The organism is Pelagicoccus sp. SDUM812003 (assembly GCF_031127815.1).
Classification (GTDB): domain Bacteria; phylum Verrucomicrobiota; class Verrucomicrobiia; order Opitutales; family Opitutaceae; genus Pelagicoccus.
This window is the reverse complement of record NZ_JARXHY010000012.1, coordinates 99140-112166: the sequence shown is the minus strand read 5'-3', so window position 1 is coordinate 112166 and position 13027 is coordinate 99140. Positions and strand designations below refer to the sequence as shown.

12 protein-coding genes are annotated in these 13027 nt (G+C 59.9%); 11 read left to right on the top strand and 1 reads right to left on the bottom strand.

Annotation, left to right across the window (positions count from 1 at the left end; translation table 11 throughout):
* Nucleotides 1-23: 23 nt before the first annotated feature.
* The 8 genes from QEH54_RS16110 (at nt 24) to QEH54_RS16075 (ending at nt 9270) form a co-directional block, all read left to right on the top strand.
* Entirely contained in the window at nt 24-371 is a 348-nt protein-coding gene (locus tag QEH54_RS16110) for a hypothetical protein (RefSeq protein WP_309019736.1), read from the top strand.
* Nucleotides 368-1222 carry an HDOD domain-containing protein gene (locus QEH54_RS16105; RefSeq protein WP_309019735.1) on the top strand — a complete coding sequence of 285 codons (855 nt, stop codon included), beginning with the start codon at nt 368-370 and terminating at the stop codon, nt 1220-1222. Before QEH54_RS16110 ends, QEH54_RS16105 begins: the two co-directional genes overlap by 4 nt.
* Before the next feature lie 9 nt (nt 1223-1231).
* Complete coding sequence (locus tag QEH54_RS16100) at nt 1232-2953, top strand: ATP-binding protein (RefSeq protein WP_309019734.1); 1722 nt, start codon at nt 1232-1234, stop codon at nt 2951-2953.
* A gap of 183 nt (nt 2954-3136) precedes the next feature.
* Complete coding sequence (locus QEH54_RS16095; protein WP_309019733.1) at nt 3137-4690, top strand: TolC family protein; 1554 nt, start codon at nt 3137-3139, stop codon at nt 4688-4690.
* Between the two features lie 27 nt (nt 4691-4717).
* Nucleotides 4718-6034: an efflux RND transporter periplasmic adaptor subunit gene (locus tag QEH54_RS16090; protein WP_309019732.1), complete on the top strand. Its 1317-nt coding sequence runs from the start codon at nt 4718-4720 to the stop codon at nt 6032-6034.
* On the top strand, nt 6031-6735 hold the full coding sequence (locus QEH54_RS16085) for an ABC transporter ATP-binding protein (RefSeq protein WP_309019731.1): 705 nt from the start codon (nt 6031-6033) through the stop codon (nt 6733-6735). The genes QEH54_RS16090 and QEH54_RS16085 overlap by 4 nt, the downstream gene beginning before the upstream one ends.
* A 2-nt stretch (nt 6736-6737) precedes the next feature.
* The gene (locus QEH54_RS16080; protein ID WP_309019730.1) at nt 6738-8021 is read left to right on the top strand and encodes an ABC transporter permease; all 1284 of its coding nucleotides are present in this window, start codon (nt 6738-6740) and stop codon (nt 8019-8021) included.
* Nucleotides 8014-9270, top strand: a complete 1257-nt coding sequence (locus QEH54_RS16075; protein WP_309019729.1) for an ABC transporter permease — start codon at nt 8014-8016, stop codon at nt 9268-9270. The genes QEH54_RS16080 and QEH54_RS16075 overlap by 8 nt, the downstream gene beginning before the upstream one ends.
* Before the next feature lie 333 nt (nt 9271-9603).
* On the opposite strand, the gene QEH54_RS16070 is transcribed toward QEH54_RS16075, so the two are convergent.
* Nucleotides 9604-10536, bottom strand: coding sequence for an SCO family protein (locus QEH54_RS16070; protein WP_309019728.1), 933 nt, complete (start codon nt 10534-10536; stop codon nt 9604-9606).
* 33 nt (nt 10537-10569) lie between these two features.
* Here QEH54_RS16070 and QEH54_RS16065 point away from each other — a divergent pair, with 33 nt between their 5' ends.
* From QEH54_RS16065 to QEH54_RS16055, 3 genes are read left to right on the top strand one after another with little or no spacing between them, the layout of a single operon-like run.
* Nucleotides 10570-11622 (top strand): COX15/CtaA family protein, encoded by a 1053-nt coding sequence (locus QEH54_RS16065; RefSeq protein ID WP_309019727.1) that lies wholly within the window; start codon nt 10570-10572, stop codon nt 11620-11622.
* A gap of 2 nt (nt 11623-11624) precedes the next feature.
* The gene (gene cyoE, locus QEH54_RS16060) at nt 11625-12554 is read left to right on the top strand and encodes a heme o synthase (protein WP_309019726.1); all 930 of its coding nucleotides are present in this window, start codon (nt 11625-11627) and stop codon (nt 12552-12554) included.
* Nucleotides 12555-12569: 15 nt separating this feature from the next.
* Nucleotides 12570-13007 (top strand): DUF420 domain-containing protein, encoded by a 438-nt coding sequence (locus tag QEH54_RS16055; RefSeq protein ID WP_309019725.1) that lies wholly within the window; start codon nt 12570-12572, stop codon nt 13005-13007.
* The last annotated feature ends 20 nt before the right edge of the window (nt 13008-13027 follow it).

The following is a 13027-nucleotide window of genomic DNA, read 5'->3' as shown; positions in this document are numbered from 1 at the left end:
CCCCAAAGTCTCTGCATAAAACCATGTCGCACAAATCGACCCACGATCTTGAAGCCGGAATGAAACTCGCGGCAGACGTCTACAACCTGGACGGCAAGATCCTGTTTTCCACGGGCGCGGAACTCAGCGAGCGGCAGATCGAGATCCTCATGATGTGGGGAGTGGAATCCGTTCGCATCGAGGGAGAAAACGGCGACGACGATCAATTCGACCTGAGCCAGTTCTCGCAGAGCGTGGTGCGCAAGGTACAGGCGGAGGTCGACGAGCGCTACCGCCTCGCAAAGTCGTCCCATCCCGCCGTGCAGATCATCAAGAAGGTCAGCGTGCTGCAAGCGGCCAAATCCACCCATTCCCCGTCTGCCGAATCGTGAATCTTCGCATCAAGAACCTGTTCGTCGATCCAAACGGCGTGCCCGACCTGCCTCACATCTACCGAGTGCTGGAGGATGCGGTGGAAAACCCGGAGTCCTCCTTCGAGGATATCGCCCGGCTGGTGGAGAGCGACGCCACCCTTTCCTCCCGCCTGCTGAAGTTGGCCAACAGCTCCTTCTACAGCTACCCGGTCACCGTGACCACCGTTCCCGACGCCTTGAGCGTCATCGGACTGCAGCAATTCAAGAACATCGCCCTCGCCGTATCCGTGCCGAGCATCTTCAGCGGCTTGGCCTCCCCGCTGCTGGATGCCCGCGAATTCTGGAAAAACTGCATCGCAGTCGGCATCTGCGCCCGCATCATGGCCCTCGATCTCCGGCAGACCAATACCGAGCGCTTCCTGCTGGCAGGACTGTTTCACAAGATCGGACGTCTGTTGGCCATCCACGCGTTTCCGGAAGACTACCAGCGGGTGCTCGATCGAGCCGCCAAGGAGCAGCGACAGCTTTCCCAGATCGAGCAGGCTGTGCTCGGTTTCGATTGCAACGAGCTGGGCGCCTCCGCCATGCGGCACTGGCGTCTCCCGTCCTCGGTGGTGGAACTGGTGCGCTACCACGCCAAGCCGGTGCTGGCCCGCCACGAAGTCAAGGACGTCAGCCTCATCCACATCGCCAACTTCATCGTGCAATCCCTGCGGTTGGGCAGCGCCGGCGATCGTTTCGTGCCGGAGTTCTCCGAAGCCGCCTGGGACTACAGCGGTCTAAACGAAACCCGCCTCTACTACATCATGGAAGAGCTGCTTCGCGAATACCGCGAAGTATGCGGAGTCTTCATCGACACGGAAAACTGAGCGAGCGGCATGGACCTTAGAAACCTAGACAAGCAGGAGCAGGTGCTCAGTCGCTTCGAAACCCTGGACCTGTTTCAGCGCAAGCTGCGAGAAGCCTCCAACGTGAGGGAAATCATTCAGATCACGGAAAACGAGATCGAAGCCATCCACGCCTTCAACACCGCCGGCTTCTACCTCGTCGACCCGAAGGAGGGCGGATTTCGCCTGGAGAAGACCTTGCCCAGCGACCACTACGAGGACTATCAGCAGATCGTACGCCGCTCGATACGCAAAGGAGCCTTCGCCTGGGCCCTTCGCCAGCAGAAGCCGCTATTCTGGGTCGACGAGGAGATGGGAAACAAACTCATGCTCCACGTGCTTTCCACCCGCGAGCACACCCTAGGCATGTTCATCGGCCTGTTCAATCGGGAGAACCCCAGCGAGCAGCACAACATCGTTTTCACCCACATCTCACTGACCTTGACCGCCATGGCCACCACCATGGACAGCTTGATCCTTCGCAATCGGCTCGAGCAGCAGAACATCAGCTTGGAGCAAACCGTCGAGCGCCGCACCGCTGCCTACCTGACTGCCAAGGACGAGGCCGAACGGGCCAACCGAGCCAAGAGCGAGTTTCTCGCCATGATGAGCCACGAGCTGCGCACGCCCATGAACGGGATCATCGGCTTCGCCTCCCTGCTGCTCGAAACCGAGATGGACGACGAGCAGCACGACTTCGTGCAAACCATCCGCAATTCCGGCGATTCGCTCCTTGGCATCATCAACGACATTCTCGACTTCTCCAAGATCGAAGCCGGCCGCGAGGAGCTGGAGCTGGTAAGCTTCAACCTGAAGAACTGCTTGCGCGAAGTGCTGGACGTCACCTCGCCCATCGCCATGGGCAAGGGATTGGAAACCCGCCTGGATTTCGACCCCTATATGCCGGAATGCGTCATCGGCGACCCCGGAAAAGTGCGCCAAGTGGTGCTCAACCTAATCAGCAACGCTATCAAGTTCACCAAACACGGCGGCGTCACAGTGACCGCCTCCCGCCTGGAAGATCCCAAGCTGCACTCCATCGTGCGTATTTCGGTTTCCGATACGGGGATCGGCATCGACCAGGAAACGCAAAAACGCCTTTTCCAGCCGTTTACGCAAGCGGACTCCTCGACCCGCCGCAAGTACGGCGGCACCGGGCTGGGCCTGGTCATCTCCAAACGCCTGGCGGAAATGATGGGTGGCGATATCCAGATCGACAGCGTGATGGGCTCCGGTTCCACCTTCCATTTCACCGCACAGCTGGAGTCCAGCGTGCAGCAGGACGAAAACCTGCCGGAAGCGAAAGGTCCCGACTTCCCAGAAGCCGACGCCAAGGAGCTCAAGGTGCTCGTGGTCGAGGACAACGCGGGCAACCAGAAGCTGATTCATGGCATGCTCAAAAAACTCGGTCTGCACGCCGAAACCGCCAGCGACGGCATCGAAGCCCTCGAACTGTACAAGAACCACTCCTACAGCATCATTCTCATGGACTGCCAGATGCCGGAGATGGATGGGTTCGAGACCACGCGCGAAATCAGAGCCATCGAAGAAGCCGAAAAGACGCCTCGCACCCCGATCGTCGCCCTCACCGCCATGGCCCTGAAAGGCGACCGCGACCGCTGCATCGAAGCCGGCATGGACGACTACCTTTCCAAGCCATTCGAAAATCGCGCCTTGAAGGAAATCATATCCAAGTGGACTGCAGCGAAGTGATTTCTGCGGCCAGGGAAACCACGTCGCTTTCGCTGGAATTCCCACTGTCCGAAAAGAATAAACGTAACTTCTAGAAGGCGGACGCGAAATTACGTTGAACTAATCGCAACCGATCTCGCAGGATCTACGTAGAACTTCGCTAACGGTAGAAACAAAACTGCCTACACCCGTTCTCAAGTCCCAGTGAAACGCTCCCCTTTCCTCCCCATCGCCTCGATCCTTTCCCTCTTCGCCCTCGCGACTTCGACCACCGCCCCCGCCCAGGACGCGTCGCTCGATCTCTCGCTGAGAGAAGCGATCGAACAAGGACTCGCGGCCAACCTAAGCCTTCGTATCCAGAAAATGGAGCCGGATATCGCCGAAGCGTCCATCGAAGCCCAACAAGCCGCTTTCGACCCGACGCTCTTTTCCAACGCGTCGCTCAATCAGAGCGACCTGGACTGGACCGACGAAGACGGCAACCTGCGTCAAACCATTTCCGACTCGCGCTCCTACTCGCTTGGCGTATCCAAACGGGTCGCTATCGGAGGCCAGCTCACAGCGAGCGCCCGCCATTCGCGCAGCGACGGCTCCAGTTTCAATCCCGATCTCAATCAGCTCGTAGGCGGCGGCCTCAGCGAACGAGCGTCACTCAGTCTCGAATACACCCAGCCGCTGCTGCGCGACTTCGGAAAAAACGTCAATCTGGCGGGCGTACGCCGGGCCAAGTCCCAAGCCCGCGTGGCGGACCTGCAAACCCGAAGCGCAGTGTTCGACCTCCTGCAGGAAACCGAAACCGCGTATTGGAGACTTGCATACGCTTATCAGCGACTGAAGCTACGACGGTCCAATCTCGAGCTTTCCCAAAGCTTGCTCGAAGAGTCCGAGGAACGGCAACGACTCGGTCTAGCCACCCGGATCGAAACCTTGCAAGCCCAAGCCAACCTCGCTCAGCGCCAGGAGGAGATCATCGTGGCGGAGCAGCAGATCAAAAATGCCACCGACGATCTGCTGGCCGTTATCGGAGCCCTGGACGAGCAACTGGCCATCGAGCAGGAACTCACGGTCAGCCAGTTGCCCGAAGCCTCTCGTCCGGAGGAACGCTACCAGGACTTTCTGCAAACCGCGCTCGAGCGAAATTTCGACACCGACATTCAGGAGGAGCTCTTGGAGCAGCTGGAGCAGCAGCGCATACTGGCCAAGAACGAACGCCGTCCCCAGGTCGACCTAACCTTGTCCAGCTCCTACAACGGCCTCTCTCCCATAAGCGGAGAGGACGCCTTCAGCGAAGCGTTCGATCGCCGTGGCGACGACTGGGGCATGCGCCTGAGCTTCACCCTCCCATGGGGGCAACGCTCCGCCAAAGCGACCCTCAAGCAGACCGAATGGCGCATCGAGCAAGGCGAAATCCAGCTGGCGGAAATCCGACAGAACCTTTTGCGCAGCGCCCGCAGCGCCTGGCGAGATCGACTGGCCAGCGCCGAGCGGCTGTACGCCGCGGAGCTGGTGGTGGAGCTCCAGCAGGCCACCTACGAGCAGGAGCGCGGAAAATACGACGAAGGCCTTTCCACCTTTCGCACCCTCCTGGAAGCCCAGAGGGACCTCGACCAAGCCAAGCTTTCGCTCCTCGACGCCAGATTGGAAGCCATCGAATCCGACATCACCCTCGCCCGAGTGGAAGGCACCATACTGGAACGCCATGGCATCGATTGGAACGTTCCCCTCGAGGACGATGCGGACCTCCCCATCGAGCCTTGATCCCCTTCAACCCCTTTCCTTGTCCTCATGAAAAAACGTTATTGGATCACCGCAATCGTCGTCATCGGCGTCGCTCTCTTCGCCGTGAGCAAGTTCAAGAAAGGCGACACCGTCACCGAGGTCACCGTCGGCAAAGCCCAGCGCGGTGACATCACGGCGACGGTCACCGCGACGGGCAAGATCTACCCGGAGGTGGAAGTTAAGATTTCCTCCGAAGTCGGCGGCGAAATCGTGGAGCTGCCGGTGAAGGACGGCCAGAAAGTGGAAAAGGGCGACCTTCTGGTTCGCGTCAATCCGGACACCCTAGAGGCTCAGGTGCTTCAGCAGGAAGCCGCCTTGCGAGCCACGCAGGCCAATTCCGAGGAAGCCAGGGCCCGCATGCTGCAGTCGGAGCTGGACCTGAAGCGCCTGAAGAATCTCTACGACAAGGGCTACGCCACCCTGGAGCAGATCGATGAAGCGGAAACCGCGCTCGAAGTGGCCAAGGCCTCCTACCGAGCGACGCAATCCCGCATCGAACAGCAGGAAATGTCGCTCAAGGAAGCGAAGGACTCCCTGGCCAAAGCCACCACCTTCGCCCCGATCGCCGGCACCATCACCGTTCTCAGTTCGGAGCTCGGCGACCGCGTCGTGGGCACCGGACAGTTCGAGGGCACGGAAATCCTGCGCGTGGCCGACCTCTCACAGATGGAAGTGCGCGTCGAGGTGAGCGAGACCGACATCACGCAGGTCAAGATCGGCGACAAGGCGAGCGTGGAGATCGAGGCGCTCAACGACAGGAAGTTCGACGGCGTGGTCACCGAAATCGCCAACTCCGCCAACGAGGAAGGCAACGGGGGAAACAGCGACCAGATGACCACGTTTCTGGTCAAGGTGAGGCTGGAAAGTCCGGACTCGAGCATTCGTCCCGGCATGACGGCCACCGCCGACATCCGCACCGCCACCGTTGAGGACGTGGTGAAGGTTCCCCTGCAATCGGTAACCGTGCGTTCCAGAGACGTCGTGGCCGAGCAGTTGGGTGAAAATGGCTCTGGAACGAACGAGGCAGAAGAAGATCGAGAGCCTGCCGGAGAAAATGCCCGCGAGGACGGCCCTCGCTTCGGAGGGGCAGCCCGAGGAGCGGATCGACTGGAACGGGTGGTCTTTCTCTTCCAGGACGGCGTGGCCAAACTGGTGCGCGTGGAAACCGGTCTGGCGGACAACCGCTCCATCGAAATCAAATCGGGACTCGAGGAGGGCGCAGAGATCATAACTGGCGGATACCGCGTCCTCACTCGCGAGCTGGAACACGACAAACCGGTCAAGAAGGCCGAGACGAAGAAGGAGTTTAGCTTCCAAAAGTGAGCGACCCGATCATCCAAATCACAGGGGTTAAGAAGATCTACGACCTCGGAAAAGCCAAGGTGCACGCCTTGGACGGCGTCGATCTGCCAATCTACCCGAACGATTACGTGGCGGTCATGGGGCCTTCCGGCAGCGGCAAGTCCACCTTGATGAACATGCTTGGCTGTCTCGACACGCCCTCCGAGGGCCAGTATTTCTTCGGCGGCGAGGATGTTGCGAAAATGAACGACGACGCCTTGGCTGACATACGGAATCGCCGCATCGGCTTCGTTTTCCAGAGTTTCAACCTGCTTCCTCGGGCCACCATCTTGCGCAATGTGGAGCTGCCGCTGGTCTACGCGGGCATGGCCAAAAAGGATCGAGTCGAGCGGGCCAAGTTCGCCTTGGACCAGGTAGGACTGGCCAATCGAATCGACCATCGCCCGAACGAGCTCTCCGGTGGACAGCGGCAACGCGTCGCCATCGCCCGGGCTCTCGTCACCGATCCCTCCATCATCCTGGCGGACGAACCGACCGGAAATCTCGACTCCAAGACCGGAGAGGAGATCATGCAGCTCTTCGAAGGACTTTACGAAAAGGGAAACACCATTATCCTAGTGACGCACGAGGAAGACATCGCTCGACACGCCCGGCGGTTGGTCCGGCTCCGCGACGGATTGATCGAAAGCGATACTCCGATCGAGCGACCGGTCACCTCCTAGTCATGAAACGCTCCGCCTTCAGACGCCTCGTCAACGACCTCGAGGAAAGCGCCCGTATCGCGGGAGAGCAGCTGCGCGAGCACAAGGTGCGCTCCTTGCTCACCGCGCTTGGCGTGATCATCGGCGTTTGGGCCGTCATATCGATCGGCATTGGTATCAACGGAATCAATACAGGATTTCGCAACAGTATGAGCATGCTGGGCGACGACCATTTCTACGTTCAGAAATTCCCTTGGAAGGACGTAGGCGACGATTGGAGAAAGTACCGCAATCGCCCCAACCTCGAGACCAGCTATGCCGAGGAGCTAAATGAGATCATCGCCGACACGCCCAATTCCGGACTGATGATCGCGGTTCCCATCCTGAGCTTCCAGCGCGGCATCTCCTATGAGGATCGCTCGCTGAACGGCATCCAGATGACCGCCTCCAACGCCGACTTTTCCTTCGTCAACACCGCCAGCATCGAGCAAGGTCGATTTTTCACCCCCACCGAAGCGACGTCCGGACAAAACGTGGTCATCCTCGGAGCAGGCGTGGTCAAGACGCTCTTTCCCGGCGAGGAGGATCGCGCGATCGGAAAACGGGTCAAGCTGGCTCGCATCTCCTTCACCGTGATCGGCACTTTGGAGGAGCAAGGAAAGTTCCTCGGGTTCGCCAGCTTCGACAACCAAGCCATCCTCCCGCTGCAGACAGCCCGCAAGTTCTTCGTGGGCTGGCGGCGCTGGAACGGGGCGGAAATTCGCGTAGTCAAGAAACCGGAAACCGATCGCGAAGCGGCGCGCGACGAGATCATCGGCGCCATGCGGCGCGTGCGCGGCCTGGAGCCGGGCGAGGAAAACGATTTCGAGGTCAACGCCTCGGACGCCATCGAAGAGACCATCGGCCCGGTCAAAGCAGGGATCGCCATCGCCGGATTCGTGATCACCGGCCTCTCGCTTTTCGTCGGAGCGGTGGGCATCATGAACATCACCTTCGTCAGCGTGAAGGAACGCACCAAGGAAATCGGCACCCGTCGAGCCATCGGAGCCCGGCGAAGCTCCATTCTCACCCAGTTTCTCATGGAGGCGGTTTCCATCTGCCTGCTGGGCGGCGTGATCGGGCTCACCCTGGCCTACGGCTCGCTGTTTCTCGTCAAGCATCTGCTGCCGACCTTCCCCGCGAGCCTCTCCTTCGAGCTGATGGCGGTGGCCTTTCTGCTGTCGGTAGCCACCGGCATCCTATCCGGATTCGTGCCCGCCCTCATGGCCTCCAAACTCGAACCCGCCAACGCCTTGCGTCATGAGTAGAAAAAGCAAAGGCAGACTCCTCTTTTCCGACCTGATCGAGCAGGCCATGACCTCGCTGGGTTCGAACATCCTGCGCTCCTCGCTCACCATCCTAGGAGTCGCGATCGGCGTTTTTTCGGTAGTTGGCGTCATGACCGCCCTTTCCGCCATGAAGCACAGCATCGATACCAGCTTCAGCGTATTCGGGGCCAACGTGCTGCAAATCGCCAAGGACCCGGCCCTGCAGCTGGCTCCCGGCTCGCGGCGACGCTTCTGGGGACGGCCCCCCATCAGCCCGAGCGAAGCCCAGGATTTCAAGTTCGCCATGGACGAGCTCGGCATCCCTACGACCTTGACGTCGACCGATGGCGGAGAGCGAGCCCGCTACCGCGACCATCGCACGCAACCGCGTATCCGGATCATCGGCACCAACGAGAACTATCTCATCACCAACAAGTACGAACTTGCCTTCGGAAGAAACATCACTCCTGCGGACGTCGAGCTGAACCGCCCTGTCACCGTCATTGGACAGGAGCTCCTAGACGAGCTTTTCATCAACGAGGACCCGATCGACAAGCAGATCAACATGGACGGCGAGTGGTACACGGTGGTGGGCGTGCTGGAAAAGCGCGGCGAGTTCATGGGCAACTCTCTGGACGGCATCGCCCTCATCCCGATCACTAAATTCGTGCAGAACAACTGGCACCGGCGACGCAGCATGGAAATCGCCGTGCAGGCCGACGACGCCTTGGACATGCAGCGCGTCGAGGACATCGCCATCGGCGAGATGCGCATCGCTCGCGGCCTGCTGCCCGAGGACGAAAACAATTTCGAAATCACCTCCAATCAAGCCCTGCAAGCCCAGTACGCACAACTCGCCCTCTACATCGGGGCAGGCGGACTCGGCATCAGCGGCATCGCTCTGGCCTGCGCCGGCATCGGCATCATGAACATCATGCTGGTCAGCGTGACGGAGCGCACGCGCGAGATCGGAGTGCGCAAAGCGCTTGGCGCCCGCAAGCGCGGCATCCTCTCGCAGTTTCTGCTGGAGGCGGTGTTCCTATCGGAAGTGGGGGCCGCGGTGGGAATCCTAGTCGGCATGGTCGCTGGCAACATCGTGGCCACTCAACTCAACGCTTCCATGATCATCCCTTGGTTTTGGATCGGAGCCGCCGTGGCGGTGTGTTCGCTGATCGGCATCGGATTCGGATTTCTGCCCGCGGTGCGAGCCGCCAACCTGCATCCAGTGGAAGCCCTGCGCCACGAGTAGGTGGGCCAGAGAGCAAGGCTCCGGCGACCGATTCGAGGCTCGGGAAATGCCTCAGAGAGCGCGGCGCCTGAACCAAGCCAACCGCCCACTGCAAGAGGGGCGTTGACCCGCCATTCCGCCTTGTCGCCTCGACCCGGCGACCTACAGCGTGCCGCAAGCAGCGGAGCGATCGACCCGAAGCGAATCAACGATCGAGCTTCCCTGCGAAGCAGATTCCAGCCGGACGCAACGGCCTAGCTCAGTCCCTACCCAATCGCGAGCTGCCACTCCTTTTTGCAACGTTGCAAAAAAGAGTTGCCAGACAGGAGACGCCACGGATCGCGCGATCCAAGCTCAAAGGGCTTTCGCAGCCTCCAGGAACGCTTCCGGCTCCCAAGCGCTTTTGGTGGAGCGCATCACGATCTTGCGGTCGGGCCCGACGAGACTGGTGGCGAGGCTATGGATGATGTTTTCCTCGCCATCCTGAATATTGGTCACCCCCATGCTTCGAATCAGCTGGTAAACCGCAGCCTTTTCGCCGGTCACGAAACGGAAGTTCTGCCCGTCGATCCCATAGGCTTCCATGTAGGAATGCAGCACTCCCGGCGTGTCGAACTTCGGATCCAGAGTCACTGATATGAACTCCAGGTTCGAGAGCCCCGCCTCCTGGGCCATCTTCTGCAGGCGAGCCATCTTGGAGGTGGAGAGCGGGCACATCTTGGCGTCGGTGCAGCGAGTGAAGATGAAGTTTATCATGAAGGCCTTTCCTTCATAGTCCTCCGGTTTCACCACCTCGCCGAACTGGTCCAAAAGGGCGAAATCCGGCAGGCTGTCGCCCTCGGCGAGATAATACCCAGAGCCGAGCGCTTCGGCCTGCTTCGCGAGGCGCTTATTAACCTCACGCATCTCCTTGGCCGCCCGGTCGTCGATGGGCCAGATCTTGGTCAAACGGAAACCGCCATCCTCGTCCCGCACCAAGCGAGCCTTGATGCGCATCTCCGGCTCGACCACTTTTATGTCTCCCGCGCCCACGCGAAAGACCATGGTCATGGGCTCCATGAAGCCGGGGATCTCCTCGTGAGCCACCGTCATTTGCAGCCGTTCCGCATCAACGGATTGAACTACTCCGATTAAGGGATAACCCTCCTCATTGTCATCTTCTTGACTTTCGTTTTTTTGGGCGCATCCCAATAGCCCTGCTGTGATCCCGAGGACCGTCAGCAGCTGGAGAATGCCTGTCCTGTTCGAGCGTCGTGCCGTCGCGAGAAAGAAGTGAAGCGCGTTCATACTGTTTCGCTAAAGAAGCAGCCCATGCCTAAAATGCCAGTAAAAGCCGACAGAAAGACAGATTTCGACTACAAGCCCGCCCTTTTTTGGTTCGGGCTGGCGTCGCTCGTATGGATCACGTTTCTCCTCTACGCGGGGGGCTTCACCACCACCATCCGAGCCGGCATGGCCTTTCTGGACTGGCCGCTTTCCAATGGGTCCATCAACCCGGAGGGCTGGCTGGAAAATCGCGACATGGCGGCCGAGCATTCGCACCGCCTGCTGGGCATGGTGATGGGCCTGCTCTCCATCGGCATGTGCGTGCTCGCCCACCTCTCCAAGGCGGCGCCTCGAGTTCGATCTATGGGAAACTGGCTGGTAGGACTCGTCATTTTCCAAGGCTTGCTGGGAGGACTCCGGGTGAAGCTCGATCAGCTGAATTTGGACATCGACCACAATCTCTACGCGCAGAGCTTCGCGGTAGCCCACGCCACCTTGGCCCAACTTTTCCTCTGCCTGCTTATCGCTTTCGTGATCTCCAACAGCCGCTCCTGGATCGAGCGCAACGCCGGCTTCGCCCAGCAGCCGAGGTCCTCGCTCTCCACTTGGGGCTTGCTTGCCTGCGCCGCCATCGTGCTCCAGCTGATCGTAGGCGCCATCATGCGGCACGCTCACGCGGGTCTGGCCATCCCCACCTTCCCATTGACCCCGCACGACACCCTGATCCCGCCGGTATTCACTTTCGAAATCGCAATCCATTTCGCTCACCGAGTCGGTGCCGTCGTGGTCACCGCGGCCCTTGTCGCCTACTGCGTTCGCATCTGGAAGGAGCCCGCGGCTCGCGCCGCTTTGCTCAAGTCCTCCATCGGCCTGCTATTTCTCCTCCTAATACAAGTCGCGCTTGGCGCCCTCGTTATCTGGAAAGTGCGCAATGAGCATGTCACGACCTTGCACATGCTCAACGGGGCATTCACCTTGGCCCTTTGCTGGTCAATGACGTACAGAAGCCTCAAATCCAAACTGGACCGAACCTCCGCCGCCTCCGATGCGAGGAATCCCGCGGCCAAAGGCGAAGCCACCAGCCTCGGTCACACCGTCCAAGCGTGAACGTGAAGCAATCAGAACGCATGAGCCTGCCCACACCGGCCAGGCTAGGTAGCGATTCGAGCACCAAAGCCATCGCTTGGTCCGCATACTACGAGCTCACGAAGCCGCGCTTGAGTCTGCTCTCGGTCATCACCGCCCTGGTGGGCTATCTCGCTGCCTTGCCGGAACGCGATCTCTGGCTGCTCTTCAATTTTCTGGTCGGCACCGCCTTGTGCGCCGCGGGTGCCGCTACGCTCAATCAATGGTACGAGCGGGAAACCGACGCCATCATGAAGCGCACCCGGGAGCGCCCCCTGCCATCTGGCCAGGTGAGCTCGCGAGCAGCCCTTTGGCTGGGCGTCGCCCTCTCTGTCGTAGGGGTTTGCCAGCTGAGCCTCGGAGCGAACCTGCTGGCAGGCATGCTCGGACTGGGCACCATCCTGAGCTACATCGCGCTCTACACCCCGCTCAAGCTCAGGACCCGTTGGGCCACCGAGGTGGGCGCGATCGCCGGCGCCTTGCCCCCCTTGATCGGCTGGGCCGCGGCGGAAGGGGCCATCAGCTCGCTAGGCTGGGTGCTTTTCGGCATCCTCACCGTTTGGCAGATTCCCCATTTCATGGCTATCGCCTGGACCTTTCGCAAGGATTACGAATCCGCCGGCTTCCCCATGCTCACCGTGATCGATCCGAGCGGCCGCAAGGCCGGGGCTTGGGCTACGGCGAACGCCGTGGCGCTGCTCGTGATCAGCCTGCTGCCGATCCTTTGGGGACAATGCTCATGGATCTATGGATCGATGGCGCTCGTATTCGGCATCTGGATTCTCGTGAGATCCTACCGATTCGCGACGTCCGTCAATCGCGATCTCGCAGCCAGAAAGCTGTTTTTCAACTCCATTCTCTATCTGCCTGCGGTGCTCTTTTCGCTCGTAATCGATCGTTGGATACTCTCATAAGTGGGTTTTCCATTCATGAACGTAAGCGATATTCCAGCTCTGAACGCGGCCCTCAATGCGATCGCCACCGTCCTCATCGTGGCGGGATTGATCGCTATCAAATCGAAAGCCGAAAAGGCCCACCGCGCCCTGATGGGCTCGTCGATCATCGTTTCCGCGATATTCCTCATCGGCTACCTCTACCATAAGTACATCGCCAATACGGTGCACACGCCTTTCAACGGCGAAGGCTTCATTCGGGTGGTGTACTACAGCATGCTCATCTCGCATATCATTCTAGCCATGACCATTCCCGTTCTGGTGCTGCGAACAGCCTATCTGGGAATAAAGGACCGCCGCGCCTTGCACAAGAAGTGGGCCCGCGTAACCTATCCGATCTGGCTGTACGTTTCGGTGACAGGAGTGCTGGTCTATCTCTTCCTCTACGTTTGGTACCCGCCAGCTCAGAGCTAGCGCTCCTCCTTTAGCGAGAC